At 67.6% G+C, this 22763-nt stretch carries 17 protein-coding genes; 7 read left to right on the forward strand and 10 right to left on the reverse strand.

Annotated features, from left to right (window positions below):
• Positions 1–62 precede the first annotated feature (62 nt).
• Complete coding sequence (locus H536_RS0117765) at positions 63–443, forward strand: NADH:ubiquinone oxidoreductase subunit NDUFA12 (protein ID WP_024351728.1); 381 nt, start codon at positions 63–65, stop codon at positions 441–443.
• Positions 444–601: 158 nt separating this feature from the next.
• Positions 602–1009, forward strand: coding sequence for a DUF2155 domain-containing protein (locus H536_RS0117770; protein WP_009209683.1), 408 nt, complete (start codon positions 602–604; stop codon positions 1007–1009).
• On the opposite strand, the gene aat is transcribed toward H536_RS0117770, so the two are convergent.
• The 6 genes from aat to H536_RS0117800 form a co-directional block, all read right to left on the reverse strand.
• Positions 949–1617, reverse strand: a complete 669-nt coding sequence (gene aat, locus H536_RS0117775; protein WP_024351729.1) for a leucyl/phenylalanyl-tRNA--protein transferase — start codon at positions 1615–1617, stop codon at positions 949–951. The two genes, H536_RS0117770 and aat, sit on opposite strands and share 61 nt — an antisense overlap.
• A gap of 4 nt (positions 1618–1621) precedes the next feature.
• A complete protein-coding gene (gene accC, locus H536_RS0117780; protein WP_024351730.1) occupies positions 1622–2971 on the reverse strand; it encodes an acetyl-CoA carboxylase biotin carboxylase subunit in 1350 nt (449 codons plus the stop codon).
• Between the two features lie 10 nt (positions 2972–2981).
• A complete protein-coding gene (gene accB, locus H536_RS0117785; RefSeq protein ID WP_024351731.1) occupies positions 2982–3461 on the reverse strand; it encodes an acetyl-CoA carboxylase biotin carboxyl carrier protein in 480 nt (159 codons plus the stop codon).
• A 31-nt stretch (positions 3462–3492) separates the two neighbouring features.
• A complete protein-coding gene (aroQ, locus tag H536_RS0117790) occupies positions 3493–3927 on the reverse strand; it encodes a type II 3-dehydroquinate dehydratase (protein WP_024351732.1) in 435 nt (144 codons plus the stop codon).
• 117 nt (positions 3928–4044) lie between these two features.
• Positions 4045–4824 carry a DsbA family protein gene (locus H536_RS0117795; protein ID WP_035695195.1) on the reverse strand — a complete coding sequence of 260 codons (780 nt, stop codon included), beginning with the start codon at positions 4822–4824 and terminating at the stop codon, positions 4045–4047.
• 59 nt (positions 4825–4883) lie between these two features.
• Positions 4884–6266: a M48 family metalloprotease gene (locus H536_RS0117800; protein ID WP_024351734.1), complete on the reverse strand. Its 1383-nt coding sequence runs from the start codon at positions 6264–6266 to the stop codon at positions 4884–4886.
• Positions 6267–6370: 104 nt separating this feature from the next.
• Here H536_RS0117800 and H536_RS0117805 point away from each other — a divergent pair, with 104 nt between their 5' ends.
• Positions 6371–7552: a pyridoxal phosphate-dependent aminotransferase gene (locus H536_RS0117805; protein ID WP_244495472.1), complete on the forward strand. Its 1182-nt coding sequence runs from the start codon at positions 6371–6373 to the stop codon at positions 7550–7552.
• 119 nt (positions 7553–7671) lie between these two features.
• Here the strand turns inward: H536_RS0117805 and H536_RS0117810 are convergent, their stop codons facing one another.
• Positions 7672–10530: an Rne/Rng family ribonuclease gene (locus H536_RS0117810; protein ID WP_024351736.1), complete on the reverse strand. Its 2859-nt coding sequence runs from the start codon at positions 10528–10530 to the stop codon at positions 7672–7674.
• Between the two features lie 690 nt (positions 10531–11220).
• On the opposite strand from H536_RS0117810, the gene H536_RS0117815 reads away from it, so the two are divergent.
• From H536_RS0117815 to prfB, 3 genes are all read left to right on the forward strand, one after another.
• Positions 11221–12447, forward strand: a complete 1227-nt coding sequence (locus H536_RS0117815; RefSeq protein ID WP_024351737.1) for an N-acetylmuramoyl-L-alanine amidase — start codon at positions 11221–11223, stop codon at positions 12445–12447.
• A gap of 236 nt (positions 12448–12683) precedes the next feature.
• The gene (locus H536_RS0117820) at positions 12684–15134 is read left to right on the forward strand and encodes a penicillin-binding protein 1A (protein WP_024351738.1); all 2451 of its coding nucleotides are present in this window, start codon (positions 12684–12686) and stop codon (positions 15132–15134) included.
• A gap of 127 nt (positions 15135–15261) precedes the next feature.
• A protein-coding gene (gene prfB, locus H536_RS0117830) for a peptide chain release factor 2 (RefSeq protein WP_155898541.1) occupies positions 15262–16390 on the forward strand; the annotation gives its coding sequence in 2 pieces (ribosomal slippage) (positions 15262–15330 and positions 15332–16390; 1128 coding nt in all).
• Between the two features lie 86 nt (positions 16391–16476).
• Here the strand turns inward: prfB and H536_RS0117835 are convergent.
• From H536_RS0117835 to H536_RS0117845, 3 genes are all read right to left on the reverse strand, one after another.
• Positions 16477–17805: a M23 family metallopeptidase gene (locus H536_RS0117835; protein WP_024351741.1), complete on the reverse strand. Its 1329-nt coding sequence runs from the start codon at positions 17803–17805 to the stop codon at positions 16477–16479.
• Positions 17806–17961: 156 nt separating this feature from the next.
• Complete coding sequence (locus H536_RS0117840; protein WP_024351742.1) at positions 17962–18798, reverse strand: ferritin-like domain-containing protein; 837 nt, start codon at positions 18796–18798, stop codon at positions 17962–17964.
• Positions 18795–19271 (reverse strand): peroxiredoxin, encoded by a 477-nt coding sequence (locus tag H536_RS0117845; protein ID WP_024351743.1) that lies wholly within the window; start codon positions 19269–19271, stop codon positions 18795–18797. Before H536_RS0117845 ends, H536_RS0117840 begins: the two co-directional genes overlap by 4 nt.
• A 255-nt stretch (positions 19272–19526) precedes the next feature.
• Between H536_RS0117845 and H536_RS22770 the strand changes: the two genes are divergently transcribed.
• The gene (locus H536_RS22770; RefSeq protein ID WP_024351744.1) at positions 19527–22748 is read left to right on the forward strand and encodes a hypothetical protein; all 3222 of its coding nucleotides are present in this window, start codon (positions 19527–19529) and stop codon (positions 22746–22748) included.
• Positions 22749–22763 lie beyond the last annotated feature (15 nt).

The following is a 22763-nucleotide window of genomic DNA, read 5'->3' on the forward strand; positions in this document are numbered from 1 at the left end:
TGGTGGACATTTTGCGGCCGCGGCAGCATAACGTCCCCGCATCGACACGGACTGGAATTCCCATGAAGGAATGGCTGCTGCAGATCTTCACCTGGTGGCAAGGCCAGACGATCGGCACGAGATTCTACACCTGGCGCAAGGGCCAGAAGGTCGGCGAGGACGATGCCGGCAACCAGTATTATCAGAACGCCGACGGCACCAAGCGCTGGGTCATCTACAACGGCCCGGCCGAGGCGTCGATGATAGCCGGCGGCTGGCACGGCTGGATCCATTACCGGGTCGATACGCCGCCTTCGCAGGAAGACTACAAGCCGCGCGCCTGGCAGAAGCCGCACCAGCCGAACTACACCGGCACGGCCAAGGCCTACCGGCCGCAGGGCTCGCTGCTCACTCCGTCCGAGCGCCCGCGCGTCACCGACGATTACGACGCCTGGACGCCCTGATCGCACGGCGGTCCGGAGCGCGGTCGGCCGCCTGACAGGATCGGCTTTCGGCCTTTTCGATTGCTGCCCGGACGATCTCCCTGTCATCGCCGCAATCTGCCGGCAGACACAGCGCGTATTGCCCGGCCCGGCGGGCCGGAAATGTTGAGGACGCCCCCATGAACCGTCGGCTATGTGCGTCGATCCTGTTTGCCGTGACGACCGGTCTCGCGCTGGTTCCGGCGTCGGCGCAGCAGCGCATCGCCAACAAGGTCGCGGTGTTCTCCGGGCTCGACAAGATCACCGGCCGGATCACCAGCTTCGACGTCTATATCGACGAGACGGTGCAGTTCGGCGCCCTGCAGGTGACGCCGAAGGTCTGCTACACCAGCGCCGAGGGCGAAGCCGCCAAGACCGATGCCTTCGTGAAGGTCGACGAGATCACCCTGCAGCGCGACATCCGCCAGATCTTCTCCGGTTGGATGTTCGCCGCGTCTCCCGGCCTCAACGCCGTCGAGCATCCGGTCTATGACGTCTGGCTGAAGAGCTGCAAAAGCGAATCGGATGTCCCGGCGCCCGCGGGGTAGAACGTCGCATCCACCGTGATCGCCTCGGCCAGCAGCGCCTGGTACGTGTCGCGGTCGATCTCGATCGCGCCGAAGCGCTCCAGATGGCCGGTCAGGAACTGGGTGTCGAGGAGCTGGTAGCCGCCACGGCATAGCCGCTCCCACAGATAGGCCAGCGCGACCTTGGACGCATCGGTGCGGCGCGAGAACATGCTCTCGCCGAAGAACGCGCCGCCCAGTGATACGCCATACAGGCCCCCGACGAGCTCGTCGCCGTCCCAAGCTTCTACCGAATGGGCAAAGCCTTCCTGCGCCAGCGCCAGTGTCAGCGAGCGGATCTGGCCGTTGATCCAGGTCTCCATGCGGCCGGGCGCAGCTTCCGCGCAGCCGTCGACCACCGCCGCGAAGGCGGTGTCGACGCGAATGTCGAAGGGCGCTCGGCGGATGGTCTTGCGCAGGCTGCGCGGCAGGTGGAAGCCGTCCAGCGGCAGGATTCCCCGCTCGGTCGGATCGATCCAGAAGATGCCCGGATCGTCCGCCTTTTCCGCCATCGGAAAGATGCCGCAGGCATAGGCCTTCAGCAGGATGGACGGGGTGATCTCGAAACGCTGGCCACCACGCCGTGTCATGATCCTACCCTGCTGATCTGCGGGCGAGATACTTTTCCAGCCAGTGGATGTCGTAGTCGCCCTTGGCGACGTCCGGATTGTCCACGAGGTCACGGAACAGCGGCAGCGTGGTCTTCACCCCGTCCACGACGATCTCGTCGAGGGCGCGCCGCAGCCGCATCATGCATTCGGTCCGGGTGCGGCCATGCACGATCAGCTTGCCGATCAGGCTGTCGTAGAAGGGCGGGATCGAATAGCCCTGATAGACGCCCGAATCGACCCGTACGCCGAGACCGCCGGGCATGTGGTAATGGGTGATCCGCCCCGGCGACGGTGCGAAGGTCTCCGGGTCCTCGGCGTTGATCCGGCACTCGATCGCATGACCGGCGAACTGGATGTCGGCCTGCGTCACCGACAGACCCTGGCCGCTGGCGACGCGGATCTGCTCGTGGACGAGGTCCAGCCCGGTGATGGCTTCCGTCACCGGATGCTCCACCTGCAGGCGGGTGTTCATCTCGATGAAATAGAACTCGCCGTTCTCGTACAGGAACTCGATCGTGCCGGCGCCGCGATAGCCGAGCTTGGCGATGGCGTTGGCGCAGATCATGCCGATCCGGTCGCGCTGCTCCTGGTCGAGCGCCGGCGAGCTGGCTTCTTCCCAGACCTTCTGGTGGCGGCGCTGCAGCGAGCAGTCGCGTTCGCCCAGATGGATGCCGTTGCCGGCGCCGTCGCCGAAGACCTGCACCTCGATATGGCGCGGCTTCTCCAGATACTTCTCCAGATAGACGGCATCGTCGCCGAAGGCCGCTCCGGCTTCCGAACGGGCCGTGGACAGCGCCATCGACAGGTCCTGCGCCGTCTTCGCCACCTTCATGCCGCGGCCACCGCCGCCGGCCGAAGCCTTGACGATGACCGGATAGCCGATCTCCGCGGCGATCCGTGCGGCCTCGTCGTCGTCGGTCACCGCGCCCGCCGAGCCGGGGACCACGGGAATGCCGAGACGCTTGGCGGTGCGCTTGGCCTCGATCTTGTCGCCCATGATCCGGATATGCTCGGCGGTGGGGCCGATGAAGGTGATCTTGTGGGCGTCGAGAATGTCGGCGAAGCGCGCATTCTCGGACAGGAAGCCGTAGCCGGGATGCACGGCATCGGCGCCGGACACCTCGCAGGCGGCGACGATCTGCGGAATGTTCAGATAGCTGTCGCGGGCCGGCGGCGGACCGATGCAGACGCTCTCGTCGGCAAGGCGCACATGCATGGCCGTGTTGTCGGCGGTGGAGTGGACGGCCACCGTCGGGATGCCGAGTTCCTTGCAGGCGCGCAGCACCCGCAGGGCGATCTCGCCGCGGTTGGCGATCAGGACCTTCTTGACCATGCCGCGCCCCTTACGCGATCACGACGAGTGGTTCGCCGTATTCCACTGGCTGCGCATTCTCGACCAGAATCTTGGTCACCGTGCCGGCGCGCGGCGCGGGGATCTGGTTCATCGTCTTCATCGCCTCGATGATCAGCAGCGTCTCGCCCTCGGCGACCTTCTGGCCGACCTCGACGAAGGCGCGCGCGCCCGGCGCCGACGACAGGTAGATCGTGCCGACCATCGGCGAGGGGACCGTGCCCTTCTCCGGGCCGGTGGCGGCCGCCGGGGCGGCAGGCTGCTCCGCGTGCGGCGCCGGAGCGGCGGGCGCCGGGCCCGACGCCGCAGCGTAGTGCATCGGCTGGGCGTAGCCGCCATAATCCTTCTGGCGGGAGACGCGGACGCGCATCTCGCCGTGCTCGACCTCGATCTCGGTCAGATCGGTGTCCTTCAGGATGCTCGCCATCTCGCGGACGAACGACGGGTCGACAGAGTTGTCTTCTTTCGACATGCGATTCCTTCGGTCTATTCGACTCGATTGTTCACAGGCGCGCCTTGAGGGCTGCAATGGCGAGTTCGTAACCCACCGGGCCGAAGCCGGCGATCATGCCGACGGCGACCGGCGCGATCAGGCTCTTGTGCCGGATCTCCTCGCGCGCGTGAATGTTGGACAGATGCACCTCCACGACGGGCTTTCCGAAGACCCGGAGCGCGTCGTGAAGGGCGAGGGAAGTATGGGTGTAGGCGGCGGCGTTGATGACGATCGCCACGGCGCGTTCGCGCGCTTCGTGGATCCAGTCGACCAGTTCGCCCTCATGGTTGGACTGCCGGAACACGATCTCGAAGCCGGCGTCCGCGGCCACATCGCGACACCGGGCCTCGATGTCGGCCAGCGTCGTCGTGCCATAGATCTCGGGCTCGCGGGTTCCGAGCGTGTTGAGATTGGGGCCGTTGAGAAAGTAGATCGTCGAGGTCATCGACCCTCGGTCTTTTCTGGCAATCGCACGCGCACCGCGCAGCTCACAGCCCCGTATAGAGGCATCGACAGCGTGGGGAAAGCGCCCCGACGGGTGTTTCGTTCCCTCAGCCCGTCCTCAACAGGCAATGGTTCCGCATTCGCGCACATTGGCGATGCTCGCCTGCAGATTGTCGAGACCGACCGCGCCGGGAACCACCTCTTCGCCGACCACGTAGGACGGCGTGCCGTTGATACCGAGTCGGGTCGCCATCTCGTTCGACTGCCGCAGCGCCTCCGTCACGGCGGATGACTGCATGGCCGTGCGCAGGGCCGACTCCTCGACGCCGAAATCTCCGGCCACCGCAATGGCGCTTGCCTCGTCGGCGGTGCCGCGCGAGCCGAGCAGCGCGCGGTGATAGGCTGCGTATTCGTTCGGCGCGATCTCGCGGAAGGCGAGGGAGACCCGCGCGGCTTCCAGCGACTGCGGGCCGAGCACCGGGATTTCCTTCAGGACGAAGCGGATGTTCGGATCGGCCGCGAGCAGCGCATCCATGTCCTGCATCGCCTTTTTGCAGTAGCCGCAATTGTAGTCGAAGAACTCGACCACGGTGACGTCGCCGTCGGGATTGCCGAGCACCGTGCCCTCCGGTGTCTCGAACAGCGCCGGCCCGACTTCGGCGATCGCCGCCTTCTGGGCCGCCGACTGGTCGGCCGTCCGCTTGGCCTCCAGCGCGTCGAGCGCTTCCAGCAGCACTTCGGGATGCTCGATCAGATAGGCGCGCACGATCGTCTCGATCGCGTCGGTCTGCTTCGCGTCGAACGATGTCTGCGCTGCCGCGGGCGCGCTGTCCTGCGCGTTGGCGGCGCCGGCTGCGATCAGCGGAAGCGTGCAGGCGAGGGCCGTTGCGGCGGTCAGGCGTCGGATGGAAAGCACGGGTGCGGCGTCCTTCTGTTCGGTTCGGTGCGGATCGCCCGTCAGCGAATCTCGGTCTGGATGATGTCCTGCGCCGCCCGCCAGGGCGGCGTGCCCGGCTGCAGCTTCTGCTGGGCGCGGATGGCGAAGATCTTCGCCTGGCGGAAGGCACCGCCATGCCAGTAGCCTTCGGCGGTGGCAAGTTCGGCGCGGCCGACTTCGCCGATCCGCCCGTAGGCCATGGCGAGGAACCGGTAGGCGACGGAATTGCCAGGATCCGAGCTGAGGCCCTCGCGGATGAGGCGAATCGCCTCCTTCATCTTGGCCGGATCGCCGCTGGTCACCAGCGCCTGGCCGATCTCGGCCTTAAGGATCCCCGAGCCGGTCTTGTCCAGCCTGGCGGCCTTCGAATAGGCGGCCGCCGCCTCCTGGGAGCGTCCCGCATCGACGAGGATATCGCCGCGCAGCTCGTAGAAGAAGGCGTTGTTCGGCTGGGCCTTGAGCAGCGCATCGACCTTGGCGAGCGCCGAGGCCGGGGACCCGGCGAGGTGGGTGGCGATCGCGTCGCCGTAATAGGCCGCCAGACTGCGCGGATCGCGGGCGAACATCCGGCGGACCGCCCCGGCACCGTCATTGTAGGCGACGATCTTGGCCCGGGCGAGATTGTGGCGCACGGCCAGTTCCGGCTTGTCGGCCCGGTCGTAGAAACGGCTTTCCTGGGCCAGCCGCTGCAGGGCTGCAATGCGGTCGCGCGGCACCGGATGCGAGGAGGTGTAGTTCCCGCCGCTGCTGCGGGCGAAGAGATTGCCGCGATCGAGGATCTCGAAGGTCTCGACAAGACCCCGGGCGGACTGGCCGGTCGCTTCCAGATAGGTGAGGGCGGACCGGTCGGCGGTGGACTCTTCGCCGCGCTGGTAGCTGAGCAGGTTGCGCTGGGCGATGCCGCCGCCGCCCATCATCACTCCTGCCCCGGCGCTGACCGCGCTGCCGCCGCCAGCGGCGGCGCCCGCCGCTGCGATTCCGGCCCCGAGCAGGCTCGCGACCACGGCGATGGCCTGGGAGCGCTCCAGCTGTTCGCGCAGTCGCTGCTGGTGACCGCCGGCCAGATGGCCGATCTCGTGGGCGAGGATGCCGATCAGCTGGTTGGGCGTCTGCGTCGCGGTGATCGCGCCGGTGTTGATGTAGATGCGGCGACCGGAGACGAAGGCGTTGAAGGCGTCGGAATTGACCAGCACGATCTCGATGCCTGAACGCGACAGGCCCGCCGCCTTCAGCAGCGGACGCGCATAGTCGGCGACCAGCGCCTCGATCTCGGCGTCCCGCACGATCGGCAGGCTGGCCTTGTCCTTCCCGGCGGCCTGAACGCTAACCGGTGCCAGTGCCACGGATGCCGCCAGGATCATCGATGTGATGCGGGCGGAGATCGCGCCGAGCGACATGTTCATGCTAGTCCCCTCCGATGCTGGCCGATGACCGATCGCCAATTCCCGATCCGATCCCGGCACTGTCTGGCAATCCTCACCCCAATCCGGCGAAATCGAGGCGAAACATGCGGTCCGACCTGTCCGAAACCCTCACGATGATGGCATCAAAGCGGTCCGACATCGACCCGTTTCGCGCCATGGACGTTCTGGCCGAAGCCAACCGGATGATCGCACGGGGCGACCGGGTGCTGTCGCTGGCCGTTGGCCAGCCGGCCGCGCCGGCGCCGCAGATCGCGCGCGATGCCGCCCGCTGCATGCTCGACCATGGCCGCATCGCCTATACCGATGCGCTCGGGCGCCAGGATCTTCGCGAGCGCATCGCCCGCCACTACGCCGACGCCTACGGCCAGACGGTGGATGCCGCGCAGATCATGATCACCACCGGCTCGTCGGCGGGCTTCAACCTGACCTTTCTCGCCGCCTTCGATCCGGGTGACAGGATCGCGCTCGCCGCGCCCGGCTACCCGGCCTATCGCAACATCCTGCGCGCGCTCGGGCTGGTGCCGGTGGAGATTGAGGTCGACCGGACCACCGGCTACATCCTGACCGCCGAGCATCTGCGCGCCGCCCATGAGGAGCACCGGCTCGCCGGGGTCCTGATCGCCAGCCCGGCCAACCCCACCGGCACCGTCACGCCCCGCGACGAGCTGCGCCGGCTGGTCGAATATGCCGATGCCGAAAACATCCGCTTCGTCTCCGACGAGATCTATCACGGCCTTGCCTACGGCCGGGCCGAGGCGACGGCGCTGGAGTTCTCCGACCGGCCGATCATCGTCAACTCCTTCTCCAAATATTACTGCATGACCGGCTGGCGGATCGGCTGGCTGATTCTGCCGAAGGCGCTGCTGCGGGCCGCCGAGCGGATCGGCCAGAGCCTCTACATCTCCGCACCGGAGCTCTCGCAGGTCGCGGCCACGGCGGTGTTCGACGCGACGGCCGAACTCGACGTCGTGCGCGATGGCTATGTGAAGAATCGCGACCTCATCGCGAGCCGGCTGCCGGAGCTGGGCTTCCGCGATATCGCCCCCATCGATGGCGCGTTCTACGCCTATGCCGCGATCCCCGAGGGCGAATCAGGCGCCACGCAGTTCGCCGCGGACATCCTCCAGCGCTGCCATGTGGCGATCACCCCCGGCACCGACTTCGACACCCGCCGCGGCGAGAACTTCGTGCGGCTGTCCTACGCCTGCGATCACGCAACGCTCGCCGAGGCGCTGGACCGGATCGCCGACCGCCGCATCGGCTGACCGGCAGCGCCGGTCCCGGCCCCAACAACAGACCCGGAACGCAAAACGGGCGGCCCGATGGGCCGCCCGTTTTCATGTCTGCCGTGTCCCGCGGCGCGACGCGGGTGATGCGCTTCGCCTTAGAAGAAGCTCCGGCGCGCCCACCAGCCGGTGCGGCGCGGCTTCTCGGGCTTGGCCTCGGCATCGTTCGAGGTGCTCGACGTGACCACCGGGTCGGACGATTCCGGCGCGGCGGGCGTATCGTCGTTGGCTGCGGCCGCGGCGGTCTCTTCGGTTGCGGCAGGCTGTGCCTCGACCGGTGCCGGCTCGCTGGTGGCCACCGGCTCGGCGGCCAGAGCCGGCATTGCAGGCTCTGCCACGACCGCCGAGTCGGCGTTGTCGGCCGCTTCGCTCTGCGCGGCAACCGGCTCGGCGGGCGACGCCACCGGCGCATCCTCGGCCACGGGGGCCGGCGTTGCGGCGACCTGATCCGACATCACCGTCGTTGCGGTGGCGTGGATCGGCTGCGCGTCCGAAGCCTGATCGGCTGCGACGTCACCGGACGGCTGGCCGGATTCGCCCTCGCCATTCTGGTCCTCGCGATTGCGGCGACCACCCCGACGACCGCGGCGGCGGCGCTTGCGGCCCCGGTCGCTGTCGTCGTCGGTCCGGCTGGTGCTGCGATGTGCGCCGCCATCCGTCTCGTCGTCACCTTCGGCATCGCCGTCGCGATCATCGCCATTGTCCTGATCCGAACGGTCGTCGCGCGACTGGCCGTCGGCGACAGTCTCGTCCTCGTCACCCGACCGCTTGCGCCGACGCCGGCGGCGACGGCGACCGCCGCCTTCGGAATTGTCCGACCCGTTCCGGTCTTCCTCCGCACGGCCCTTGTCTTCGACCGCAGGCTTCTCTTCGGCGATCCGGTCGAGCTCGTCGGCCGAGCGGCGTGCCGCTTCCTCGTCCGCCGCGTCGTCGAGCGCATCGCTGACGGCGAGGGCATCCGGCTGGCCGGCATCGATCGTGATTTCCGGCTTCGTCGCTTCGGCACCATGCGCGATGGTGATCGCCTGGTGGCCGGCGCTGTCGTCGGCTTCCAGGATGATGCGCAGGCCGTGATGGTGCTCGAGTTCCTCGATCCGCTGGCGCTTCTCGTTGAGCACGTAGAGCGCCGTCGAGGTCGGAACCTTGACGATGAGATCGTGGTCGGCGTGCTTCTGCAGATGCTCCTCGATCGTGCGCAGCACGTGCAGCGCCGACGACGAGGACGAGCGGATATGACCGGTGCCTTCGCAGACCGGGCAGGTCTGCATGGTCGATTCCAGCACGCTGGCGCGAATCCGCTGGCGGCTCATTTCCAGCAGGCCGAAATGCGAGATGCTGCCGACCTGGATGCGGGCCCGGTCGCTCTTCAGGCACTCCTTGATCTTCTTCTCGACCGCGCGGTTGTTGCGCTTCTCGTCCATGTCGATGAAGTCGATGACGATCAGGCCGGCGAGGTCGCGCAGACGCAGCTGGCGCGCCACCTCTTCGGCGGCTTCCATGTTGGTCTGGTAGGCCGTGTCTTCGATCGAGTGTTCCTTGGTGGAACGCCCCGAATTGACGTCGATGGCGACCAGCGCCTCGGTCTGGTTGATGATGATGTAGCCGCCCGACTTCAGCGTGACGTGGGGCTGCACCATCTTGTCGAGCTGCGATTCGATGCCCTGCCGCACGAAGATCGGGGTCGGGTCACGATAGGGCTGCACGACCTTCGCCTGGCTCGGCATGAGCATCCGCATGAAGTCCTTGGCTTCGCGGTAGCCCGTCTCGCCGGCGACGAGAATCTGGTCGATGTCCTTGTTGTAGAGGTCGCGGATCGATCGCTTGATCAGGCTGCCTTCCTCGTAGACGAGGGCAGGGGCGATCGACGACAGCGTGACGGTGCGCACCGTCTCCCACAGCCGCATCAGATATTCGTAGTCGCGCTTGACCTCCGGCTTGGTGCGGTTGGCACCGGCCGTGCGCAGGATGATGCCCATGCCGCGCGGCACGTCCAGCTCGCGCACGACATCCTTCAGCCGCTTGCGGTCGGCCGCATTGGTGATCTTGCGCGAGATGCCGCCGCCACGCGCCGTGTTCGGCATCAGCACCGAATAGCGACCGGCCAGCGACAGATAGGTGGTCAGGGCCGCGCCCTTGTTGCCGCGCTCTTCCTTGACGACCTGCACCAGCAGGATCTGCCGACGCTTGATGACTTCCTGGATCTTGTACTGGCGGCGCTGGCGTGCCTGGCGGACCGGCACTTCCTCCATGGCGTCCTCGGAGCCGATCTGGTCGATCTCGTCGTCGCCGTCCTCGTCGCCATTGCTCTCGTCGTCGCCGGACGCGCGGGTGCGCCCGCGCCGACCGCGGCCGCCGCGCCGGCCCCGCGAAGACCGCTCGGACCCGTTCTCCTCGTCGTCACCGTCGCCGCCGGACGTCGTGATGCCATCGGCATCGGCGTCTGCGTCGTGATCGTCGTCGGACTCGGTGGCGCGGATTTCGGTCTCGTCGCCATGGGCCTCGCCCTGATCGGCGTCGCTCGACGCCGCGTCGGAGCCGGCCTCGTCACCGTTCTCGTCGATCTCGGCCTTTTCCGAGACGGTCTCGTCGCTGTTCGCGGCAGACTTGCTGCGCGATCCGCGACGCGAACGGGTCGGCTTTGGCTCGTCGGCCTCTTCCTCTTCCATCGCGCACTGGAGGTCTTCCTCGATCAGCGCCTGACGGTCGGCCTTGGGGATCTGGTAATAGTCGGGATGGATCTCGCTGAAGGCGAGGAAGCCGTGGCGGTTGCCACCATATTCGACGAAGGCGGCCTGGAGCGAGGGTTCGACCCGCGTCACCTTCGCCAGATAGATATTTCCCTTGAGCTGCTTCTTGTGTTCGGATTCGAAATCGAATTCCTCGACCCGGCTACCCCGGACGACGACGACGCGCGTCTCCTCCTGGTGGGACGCGTCGATCAGCATTTTGTTTGCCATGAAAGGACTCCCGGGCGCTCGCACCAGGTCGCGGCAAGGCGTCATGCGCCTGCCTGTCGACGGGAGGGCGCGAGCCCGTATCGGTGGAATCTGGCATTGCAGCGCGGCCGTGACTCGACGGCGCCAGACCCCTTGTTAAGGGATGCGGCGGGTATCGGAGAACGGGAGCTGGTGACAAGATTCGACCTGTAACAACTACATGGCCGCTGGGGCGGCCGACGAAACGGGCGAATTGGCGGCTTGCGAGCCGGGCACATTCGCGACGTTGGAAATCCGCCGGGAAGGAAATTCCTGCGGCGAAATGAAAATTCTGCTCGAGGCTCGGTGACTGGTCGCAGGATCGCAAACCTGCCGCGACGTTTTCGCCGCAGCCGTGCCGACGTCCGCGGGGCACTCGTGCCTCCGAATCGGCAGCTGCATGTGATTCCGCATCACTAAGCCTCGGTTCGATTTTATGACGGGAATGCCTAATAAACAAGTGCGGCGCGGCGATTGTGGTCGCAAGGTAAGAGATCGCGCGAGGCGTGGGTGCAAAGCGGCATACCGCCTGTCGCCGGAGCGCTGCCGGCCGCCGCAGCGGTTCGGCCGCGCGACTTTGAGCCGTCGCCCCAGTCTCATCAACATTGTCGCGTCAGCAGGGATGGCCTATCGCGCAGAGGACGCGACACGCTGTGACCGGGAAGGGGTGCAATGACAGGACGATGCCGGAACGTGGTGGCCGAGCTTGCCCGGACAGCCCTGGCGGCTGTGGTGGTGCTCCTGCTGTGGGGTGCCCAGTCTTCCGCGCTCGCCGAGGACCGGATCATCACCGCGGTGACCCAGGCCGCCGACGCGGACGCCTTCACCGTCGCGTTCGACGTTATCGGCAAGCCCGAGGCGCGGGTCCTGCATCTGCGCAATCCCGAGCGGATCGCCGTCGATTTCGAGGACACCCTCTCGGCTGCCGCGCTGGATGCGCCGCCTGACAATGCGCTCGTCTCGACGAGCCGGCACGGCCTTGTCGCGGCCGACCGGTATCGCTTCATCTTTACGCTCAAGGGTGCGGCCAGCGCCGAGCTCGACCGCGCCGCGACGGCGAACGGCGAGACGCTCTCCCTGACCATCCGCCCGGCGACGTCCGGCAAGGTTGCTGCGGCGTCATCGTCGACGCCGGCGCCGCGGCAGGATGCCCCTGACGCCGGACCCGATGTGCCGGCGGCCGTGCCGCAGGGGCGTGTCCTCAAGGTCGTGCTCGACGCCGGACATGGCGGCGTCGACAAGGGCGCCGTGTCGAAGTCGGGCACGCTGGAGAAGGAGATCAACCTCGCCATGGCGCTGGCTCTCCGCGATGCGTTGCAGGCCCGCGGCGATGTCGAGGTGACGCTGACCCGCGACGACGATACATTCATTCCGCTGGAGGAGCGCGCGGCGATCGGCCGCCGCGAACGCGCCGACCTGTTCATCTCCATCCATGCCGACTCGATCCGCTACGCCGATCTGCGGGGCGCGACCGTCTATACGCTCTCGGAGACCGCCTCGGACGAGCTCTCGCGCGAGATCGCCGCGTCGGAAAATGCGGCGGACCGCTTCGCCGGCGAGGAATGGCAGCGCGACGAGCCGACCGTCTTCGACATCCTTCTCGACCTGACCCGGCGCGAGACCGTCAGCTTCTCCGAGCATTTCGCCTCGTCGCTGGTCCGGGACCTGCGGCGCGAGGACATTCGCCTGATCAACCGGCCGAAACGCTCGGCCGGATTCAAGGTCCTGACCGCGCCGGACGTCCCCTCGGTGCTGGTGGAGCTCGGCTTCCTGTCGAATCGCGAGGACGAGAAGCTCCTGACGGACGCGGCCTGGCGCAAGGACACCGCCGCGGCGATCGCCCGGGCGGTGATGGATTTCTTCGGGGAAAAGGTCGCCGAACCGCGCAAGCCCGGCTAATCGGGCACGCGCATCCGGGCGGATGTGGTAAATCGACAACGCTTGCCTGCATTGCGGGGCCGTCATGCACCCATGTCCATGGCCTCGCCGCATTTGCGCAGCAGGAAAACGTTAAAAGGACGTTCGCTGCGGCCCATGCGCGGCGGATGTTGCAAATTCCCGGCCAAGGCTCCTGCGAGCCGATGCGGGGAGCATGAACCGGACCGGCGCGGCGGCGCAGGGCGGACGGAGTTTCGATGATCAGACTGCTCGGCTATTTCTTTGCCATCGGTGCCGTCTTCTTCCTCGTGGTGGCCGGCGGCTTCGCCTGGTACATCGAGAAGATGGGCAGTGACCTGCCGGACTATCAGGTCCTGGCGGCCTACGAGCCGCCCGTCACGACGCGGGTGCACGCCGCCGACGGCTCGCTGATGGCCGAATACGCGCGCCAGCGGCGCCTGTTCCTGCCGATCCAGGCGGTGCCGGATCTCGTCAAGAACGCCTTCCTCTCCGCCGAGGACAAGAACTTCTACCAGCATCCGGGCGTCGACATCGAAGGCGTGGCGCGCGCCGTCATGGTGCTGGCCAAGGGCGGCCGCATGCAGGGCGCCTCGACCATCACCCAGCAGGTCGCCAAGAACTTCCTTCTGACCAACGAGCGCACCTTCGACCGCAAGATCAAGGAAGCGATCCTGTCGCTGCGCATCGAGCAGGCCTATTCCAAGGACAAGATCCTCGAGCTCTATCTGAACGAGATCTATCTGGGCCTCGGCTCCTACGGCGTCGCCGCCGCGGCGCTGGCTTATTTCGACAAGTCGGTAAACGAACTGACCATCGAGGAAGCCGCCTATCTGGGCGCGCTGCCGAAGGCGCCGGAGAATTACAATCCGTTCCGCGACCCGGACCGGGCGATCGAGCGCCGCAACTGGGTCATCGACCAGATGGCCGCCAACGGCTTCATCACCGCCGAGGCCGCCAGCGAGGCGCAGGAAAAGCCGCTCGACGTCAATCCGCGGCCGACCGGCACCTATCTGGCGTCGTCCGAGTATTTCACCGAGGACGTGCGCCGCGAGATCATCCAGCGCTACGGCGTCGACGCGCTCTACGAGGGCGGTCTGTCGGTCCGCACGACCCTCGATCCGACGCTGCAGGCGGAGGCGCGCAAGGCGCTCCAGCACGGGCTGATCAAATATGACGAGGAGCGCGGCTGGCGCGGGCCGGTGACCCGGGTCGAGATCGGCAGCGACTGGGGCCAGTCGCTGGCCAAGATCGAGCCGCTCGCCGACGTCCCCGAATGGCGTCTGGCCGTCGTCCTGACCGCCGAAGCGGGTCGCGTGGAGATCGGCCTGCAGCCGCCGCGCGACATGTCCGGCGCCCGGGGCGCTGAGCGCGAGTTGGCGAGCATCGCCAGGGACGACATGAAATGGGCGCTGCGCCTGAACACCGAGGATCGGAAGGGCAATGTCAGCTCCGCCGCCGAGGTGCTGTCGCGCGGCGACGTCGTCTATGTGGAGAAGAAGGAAGAGGGCGCCGGCTACCGGCTGCGCCAGCCGCCGAAGGTGCAGGGCGCACTGGTGGCGATGGAGCCCAAGACCGGGCGTGTCGTCGCCATGGTCGGTGGCTTCTCCTTCGCCCAGTCCGAGTTCAACCGGGCCAGCCAGGCCTATCGCCAGCCCGGTTCGTCCTTCAAACCCTTCGTCTACGCCGCGGCGCTGGACAATGGCTACACGCCGTCCTCGGTCATCATGGACGCGCCGATCTCGCTGCCGGACGGCAATGGCGGCGTCTGGGAACCGTCCAATTACGGCGGCGGCTCGGCCGGTCCCTCGACCCTGCGCCTCGGCATCGAGAAGAGCCGCAATCTCATGACGATCCGGCTCGCCAAGGACATGGGCATGGACCTTGTCGCGGAATATGCCGAGCGTTTCGGCATCTACGACAATCTCGGCAAATATCTGCCGATGGCCCTCGGCGCCGGCGAGACCACGGTCCTGCGCATGGTGTCGGCCTATTCGGTCATCGCCAATGGCGGCCGCTCGCTGGAGCCGTCGCTGATCGACCGGGTCCAGGATCGCTACGGCAAGACGATCTACAAGCACGACCAGCGCATCTGCCAGACCTGCGACGCGCCGGCCTATGACGGCCAGAGCGAGCCGGAACTGGTCGACGAGCGCGATCAGGTGCTCGACCCGATGACCGCCTACCAGATCACGTCGATGATGGAGGGCGTCGTCCAGCGCGGCACCGCCACCCGTGTGGCCGCGCTCGGCGTTCCCATCGCCGGCAAGACCGGCACCACCAACGAGGAGAAGGACGTCTGGTTCGTCGGCTTTACCCCGGACCTCGTGACCGGCGTGTTCCTCGGCTACGACAACCCGACCCCGATGGGCCGCGGCGCCACCGGTGGCGGCATGGCGGCACCGGTCTTCATCGACTTCATGGAGGATGCGCTGGAAGGCGTGCCGCCGGTCGAGTTCAAGGTGCCCGAGGGCATGGACCTGATCGCCGTGAACCGGAAGACCGGCATGCGCTCCGGCGGTTCGGGCGGCGACGTCATCATGGAGGCGTTCAAGCCCGGCACCGGGCCGTCCGACACCTTCAACATCATCGGCGCCGACGAGATGGCCGGCGGCTTCGGCTCCGGGCAGGTCTCGCAGGAGGCCGAGCAGGCCATCGTCCAGGGCGGTGGTGGCGGCGGGCTGTTCTAGCCAAGCCGGCCACGGACCGTTATAGAGCCACCCCGACCGGCAATCCGGCTCCGACGTCGCCCCGCGCGACGGCGAGGCCTGCGTCGCCGGTGCGAGACCATACCCTCAGGATTTAGGAGATTGCGGCTTGCGCGCCGAGATCGAGAACCTTGTCGACGAAATCAAGCAGGCCATAAGCCTGCTGAGGAGGCATCTTTGACTGGGAGAAATCTCTCAAACGCCTCGACCTGCTGAACAACAAGGCGGAAGATCCGACCATCTGGGATGATCCGGCCGAAGCGCAGAAGCTCATGCGCGAACGCCAGTTCCTGGACACCGCCATCGGCGCGGTGAACCGCCTGAACCAGTCGCTGCAGGACAATATCGAACTCATCGCCATGGGCGAGGAGGAGAAGGACGCCGAGATCGTCAAGGAAGCCGAGGCTGCGATCCGCGAGATCAAGGCCGAGGCCGACAAGCGGCAGATCGAGACGCTCCTCTCCGGCGAGGCCGATTCCAACGACACCTATGTCGAGGTTCATTCGGGCGCCGGCGGCACCGAGAGCCAGGACTGGGCGGCGATGCTGCAGCGCATGTACATGCGCTGGGCCGAGCGGGCCAAGTTCAAGGTCGAGGTCCTGGAAGAGCATTCCGGCGAAGAGGCGGGTATCAAGTCCGCCACGCTGCTCATCAAGGGCCACAACGCCTATGGCTGGATGAAGACCGAATCCGGCGTCCACCGGCTGGTGCGGATCTCGCCCTATGACAGCCAGGCGCGGCGGCACACGTCCTTCGCCTCGGTCTGGGTCTATCCGGTGGTCGACGATTCGATCGACATCGACGTCAACGAATCCGATGTCCGCATCGACACCTACCGGGCGTCCGGCGCCGGTGGCCAGCACGTGAACACGACGGACTCGGCCGTGCGCATCACGCATCTGGAAACCGGTATCGTGGTCCAGTGTCAGGCCGAGCGTTCGCAGCACAAGAACCGGGCGACCGCCTGGAACATGCTGCGCGCCCGGCTCTACGAAGCCGAGCTCGAACGTCGCGAGAATGCGGCGAATGCCGAGGCGGCCTCGAAGACGGATATCGGCTGGGGCCACCAGATCCGGTCCTACGTCCTGCAGCCGTACCAGATGGTCAAGGATCTGCGGACCGGCATCGAGAGCACCTCGCCGCAGGAAGTCCTGGACGGCGGGCTGGACCCCTTCATGGAGGGTGCGCTGGCGCACCGGGTTCATGGCGGCGACGCCGCGGTCGACGACATCGACTGACGACGCCATCGTCGCATGAGCATTCAGCGGGCTGCCGGAAACGGTGGCCCGTTTTGCGTTGCGCCCGGTGCAGACCGTTCCCCGTGTCAGGACGGCAGGCGGATCCTGTCGCGGATGCGCAGGAAGCGCATCGGATCGACGGCCTTGCCGTCCCGTCGCACTTCGTAGTGGAGATGCGGCCCGGTGCTGCGGCCGGTACTGCCGACGGCGCCGATGCGCGTGCCGCGGCCGACCTCGTCGCCGACCGACACGTCGATCCGGGACATGTGGCCATAGCGGGTGGTGATGCCGTTGCCGTGGTCGATCTCGACAAGATTGCCGTAGCCGCCGGCCCGACCGGCGCGCACGACCTTGCCCGGCGCGACCGCCGAGACCGCCGAGCCGCTCGGGCGGGCATAGTCGATCCCCGCATGCAGGGCGCGCTTGCCGAGGAACGGGTCGGAACGAATGCCGAAGGTGCTCGAGCGGGTGCTCGCCGGCATGGGCTCGGTCAAAGGCAGGCGCTCGGCAACGTCATGCAGCTTCTTCAGCGCATCGAGCGCGGCATCGAGCTCGGCGTAGGATTCCTCGAAATCGAAATCGGCGGGTGCCGGCTCGTACGGGCCGCCGACGGCCGAACCGACGGTGTCCGGCGGCAGGTCGATACCGATCGCGGTCAGGGCCGATGCGATGCGCACGGTGCGGGTGCGCGCCTTGGCGGCGAGGCTCTGCAGGTCGCCGATCTGGCGAAGCTCGGCCATGTCGATGGAGCGTCCGATCTGCCGGATCGCAGCTTCCGAAATGTCGAAGCGGCGCGGCCCGACCTTCGCGGTCGCTGCGGCCGTCATCGGCGCAGCGCGCCAGTCGTCGCCGGGAATCGCGCTGGTGCGGATCGTGTCGAGCATCGGCTCGTCCTCGTCCAGCGAATCGCCATGGGCTTCGAGCGCCGGCTCGGTCTCCGAGGGCGTGTCTTCGACCGACGAGGTGCGCGGGTTCTGCGTGGGCAGCGGGACGGCCGTCGTGATGATCCCGGTGGCCTTGGCGCGTTCGAGGAGCGGCTGCAGCTTGTCGTAGCGGGCGGTCAGTTCCTCCTGCTGGTCGAGCAGCACTTCCACCTTGGTCTCGACCATCTTCTCGGACAGGAACTGCCGGCTCGTGGCGGTGTCGAGCTGCGCCCGCAGCGCCGCGATCCGCTGTTCGTAGTCGCGCGTCACCTTCCACTGGCGCTCGGCATAGCGCACGGTGAGGTCGTCCTGCAGGAGATAGTAGGAGGGAATCGCGACGCAGGTGGCCGCGACGAGGGCGGCGAGGGCCGAGCCGAGCATCAGGGCCTTGCGGCCGATGGTGAAGTAGCGAACCTGTTCGCCGCGCGCGATGATCACCGTATGCGGTTCGCGTCGATCGCCGAATGTTCGCCTGTGCTTCACCGCAGTCATTACCCATCCCCGGATACCGGGACGCGATGTCCCGTCGACCGCCTGATTACACTCGGGTAAGGTTAACATTCCTTTGATCGGCAGCGGATCGACCGCCTTCCGGCGGTGGCGACGGGCGTCCGGGCCCGCTTTGGCCGGGGTAATCGGCCGTCGACCTCAGCTCGAGAGCGGCGAGAGCGACCGGTAGAAGGTGGGCGTCAGGCCGGCCTCGGCGCGGGCGCGATCGTTGAAGGGCGCCTTCACGTCGCCGCGGAAGCTCGCCCGCACCAGCTCCTGGAACCGCTGCGCCGGGTTGCGGCCTTCGCGGGCGCACAGGAAGCGAAACCATTTGGCGCCGATCGCCACGTGCTTCTTCTCGTCCCGGTAAATGATCTCCAGGATCGCGGCGGTGTCTGCGTCGCCGACCTCCAGCAGCTTCTCCAAGAGGGACGGCGTGACGTCGAGCCCGCGGGCTTCGAGGATCAGCGGAACCACCGCCAGCCGTGCGCCCAGATCGTGGGCGGTCGCCTCCACCGCCTGCCAGAGCCCGTCATGGGCGGGCAGGGCGCCATAATGGCTGCCGAGTGATTCCAGTCGCCGCGACAGCAGCCGGAAATGCTTGGCCTCTTCCAGCGCCACGGTCATCCAGCCATCGAAGAAGGAGCGCGGCACGCGTTCGCTGGCAAAGCGCGCGACGATGTCGAGCGCCAGGTCGATGGCGTTGAGTTCGATATGGGCAAGCGCATGGATCAGTGCGATCCGGCCGGTTTCGGTGTGCACCGAGCGGCGCTTGACCGTGCGCGGCGAGACGAGCACCGGCTCGGCGGGGCGGCCCGGCCTGTCGGGTAGCGCCGGATCGTGCGGGGCGTGCAGACCGAGCCGGCGACCGAACCACAGCCGGCAGGCGAGGTTGGTGCGCTCGACCTTTTCGTCGAGATCGGCCGCCCTCAGCGCCTCGATCGCGGCCTGGCGCAGCGTCGCAGGGGAGCCGGCCTCGCGCGGTTCGCTGCTCATGTCGCGGCAGACAGCTGGCGCGCGGCCTCCAGAACCTCCTCGGCATGCCCCGGCACCTTCACCTTGGGCCAGAGCCGCGCCACCGTGCCGTCGGCCGCCACCAGCGCCGTCGTCCGCTCGACGCCCATGTATTTGCGGCCGTACATGCTCTTCTCGACCCAGATGCCGAAGGCCGACAGCAGCGTCTTCTCCTCGTCCGACAGAAGCCGGACCGTGAGCTCGTGCTTGTCGCGGAACTTGCCGTGCTTCTTCACCGGATCGGGCGAGACACCGAAAACCGGAACGCCGATCGCGTCGAAATCGCTCTTCAGCCGCGTGAACTCGATAGCTTCAAGCGTGCAACCGGAGGTATCGTCCTTGGGATAGAAATAGAGGACGAAGGGCTTGCCGAGGAGATCGTCGGACGCGACCACGGCGCCGTGATCGTCAGGCAGGCTGAATGTCGGACAGGGTTCACCGGCTGAAATCGGCATGGCGTGCCATCCTTTCGGGGAAATCGTGCGTCAGGAGAGGGTGACTGGACGAATCAGCCGGCGGCTGACGATCTGGTGGCGAAGATGCCGGATGAGATGCGCGGGCGAAAGCATGCTCCGCGCGACGTATTGTTCAACGCGCGGCGTCCGGTTCGAAACGGCGTCGGCAGGGGAGCGCCGAGACGCCATGTCTGCGCAGATTCCATTCCGTCCTGCGCACGAGGCTGGTCGCAGTCCGGAGGCGTTTCGCCGAAGATGAAGATTGTCGTCCGTATCCTGGCCGGCACGGCCAGCATCGCGATCTGCGCGGCCCTGCTGATCGGCGGGCTTGCCGCCGCCATCCTGTGGACCGATTCCGGCCAGGACCTGCTGCGGCGCAAGACCGAGGAACTCGCCTCGAACGCCCTTGGTCCCGGCTATGTCGTCGCGCTGGGCCAGCAGACGATCGGCATCGGCCCGAGCGGCCGGATCGGGCTCGGCTTTTCCGATGTCGCCCTGCGCGATCGCGAGTCCGGCGAAACGGTCGGCACGGTGGCGCTGGTGCGCGCCGGCATCGGCGTCTCCAGCCTGCTGTCCGGCAATCTCGCGCTGGAAACCCTCGCCGTGGAGCGGGTGCGACTGGACCCGGGCAGCCTGGATGGGGAAGGCGATGGCGAGCCCTTCGAACCGGACGAGATCTTCCAGACGGCCGATCGCATCTTCACGGCCCTCGATGACGCCGGCCTGCGCCTGCTGGAGGTGGCCGACGTCGCCAGCCTGAACGCCGATCCCGACACGCGGCTCGACCGCCTGACGGTCAGTCGCGTCGGCCAGGGGGAGACCGCCATCGACCTGACGGCGCACCTTGCAGGTCGCGACGTCGCGGTGACCGGGCGCGCCACCCTGGCCCCGAACGGCGACAGGCTGGCCGGGCTGTCGCTCGAGACCGCTCCACTGCCGCTGGCCTTCGGCGAACCGCCGCAGGACGCGGCGGACCGATCCGTCGCCTTCGAGGGCTCGGCTTCGCTGGCCGCCGAACTCGCCACCACCGAGGCCGGCCGGAACCTGCGCGTGCGGCTGGACGCCGGCGAAGGCCGCCTGATCGGCCGCATGCCCGTCGCGCTGCAGAGCGGCGTCCTGGAACTGACACTCGACGAGGGGCGCAGCTATGCGCGCGTCTCCGCCGCCCGTATCGAGACCGCGTCGGTCGAGGCTGAGTTTCGGGGCGGGCTGAACCTCGTCGCCGACGCCGCCGGCCATCACGGCTTCAGCCTTGCCAGTTCGCGTCTGATCTCGACCGCCGGGGGCGATGGCGCGGCGCGATCCGCCGAGCTGACGCTGGGCGGCTGGTTCGATCCGGCCGATGCGGCGGCCGACATCGAGCGTCTGGTCCTGGACACCGGCGATGGCGGGCTGGCCGGGGCCGCCGCACTGGGCGGGATGGAGCCCGAGGACCGCATCCGCGCCGATCTGACCTTCGACAATGTCGATGCGGCCACAGTGAAGGCCTTCTGGCCGATCATCATCTCGCCCGAGGCGCGATCCTGGGTGATCGACCATGCCGGCGATACGGGCCGGGTGGAAAACGGCAATTTCACGCTCGACGTGTCCGTCGACCGGCTGCCGAAGATCCTCGACCCCGAGATCAGCCCGAGCGCCGAGGAGATGCATCTCGCCCTCGCGATCGACGGCGCCGCCTTTGCCACGATCGGCGATCTGCCCGATCTCTCCGCCGTTACGGGCGATCTGGATTTTCGGGCCGGCAGGACGGTGATCTCGGTCGCTTCGGCGACGGTCGCGGCGGTTCCCGAGGTGACGATTCTGCCATCGTCGCTCGAGTTCGAACGCGAGGAGTCCGGCGTGATCGCGTCGCTCTCGCTGAACATCGGGGGGCCGGCCCCGGCGCTTCTGGAGATCGCCGACCGAGACCCGATCAATGCGCTCGACAAGATCGGCTGGAAGAGCGACGAGGTCTCGGGCGCGGCGACGGCCGGGGTCAATGCCCGCTTCCTGCTCGGGCGCCCGGGCGAGAAATCCGTTCTGCAGAACTGGACGGTGATCGCCGACCTCGACGATGTCGGGCTGAAACGCCGGCTGGAAGGGCGCCAGCTCGGCGCGATCACCGGCATGGCCAGCCTGTCCCCCGGCACGGTCTTCGGCGAGGTGGACGCGACGATCGACGGCGTCCCGGCCCGGATCGCCTTTGCCGAACCGCTGGAGCCGAACCCGGTCGGCGAGCGGTCCCTGACCATCACGACCGAACTGGAAAAGAGCCAGCTGCAGGCTATCCTGCCGACCTTGGACGACGTCGTGGACGGCGCCCTGTCGGCGACCCTGGTGCGGTCCGGCGACACTTACCGCGCCGCGATCGATCTGTCGGCCGCGCGCCTGCGGCTTCCGGCGGCCGGCTGGAGCAAGGGGCCCGGCGTGCCGGCCTCTTTGTCCTTCGACATGACGACGGACGACAACACGCTCAGCCTGACCAATGCCAAGCTCGAAGGCGAAGGCTTCCACGCCGAAGGCCGAGCCGAAGCCGATGGCGGTGGCCTGAAGTCGGTGACGATCGACAAGGCGGCCTTCAGTCGCTCGGACGACTTTTCCGGCAGCGTTCGGCGCGAGGATGGCGGCTTCAAGGTGGCGCTGACCGGACGCAGCCTCGATGCGCGGGCCGGCCTTGCGCGGCTGCGCGCCGGCGGCATGGCATCGGCGACCGATACCGGAACCCGCCAGGCGCCGCTCGACCTGTCGATCGCGGTGGATCGCCTGATCGGCTTCGGCGGCGAGGAACTGCGCAATGCCACCATCGCCTTTCGCCAGCAGGCGTCCGGCGCGCCGGTGGCCGACATCGCCGCCGTGGCCGCGGATGGCTCGCCGCTACGTCTGGCGATCCAGAAGCGCGGCGAAGGCCGCAGCGTCGAACTGAGCACCGACGACGCCGGCGCGCTGCTGCGCTTCACCGGGCTCTATTCCAACATGTATGGCGGCAGGGCGCGGCTCGCCATGGCGGGCAATCAGCCCGCCCAGTATGGCGGCAAGCTGGCGCTGCAGGACTTCACGCTGGTGAACGAATCGCGGCTGGCCCGGCTCGTCGGCACGACCCGCGACCGGGAGGCCAGTCTCGCCGGCGCCGTGGGTCAGGAACTGCAGACCTCTGATGCCTATTTCGACGCGGCCTCGGCTCAGCTCGCCTGGAACGGGTCGCGGCTGGTGGCCCGCGACGGCATCATTCGCGGGCCGATCTTCGGATCGAGCTTCGAGGGGGTGATCGTCGACGACGCCCAGCGCATCGCCATCGACGGGTCCTTCATGCCCGCCTATGGGGTGAACCGCCTGTTCGGCGCGATCCCCTTCTTTGGCGGCATTCTGGGTAATGGCCAAGAGGGCGGCCTGATCGGGATCACCTACCGTCTGGCCGGGCCGCTCGACGACCCGACCCTGTCGGTGAACCCGATCTCCGCCATCGCGCCGGGCATCTTCCGGCGCATCTTCGAGTACTGACGCCCCCGCAGCGCG

It is taken from the genome of Aurantimonas coralicida DSM 14790, from assembly GCF_000421645.1.
In the GTDB taxonomy this organism is placed as follows: Bacteria; Pseudomonadota; Alphaproteobacteria; order Rhizobiales; family Rhizobiaceae; genus Aurantimonas; species Aurantimonas coralicida.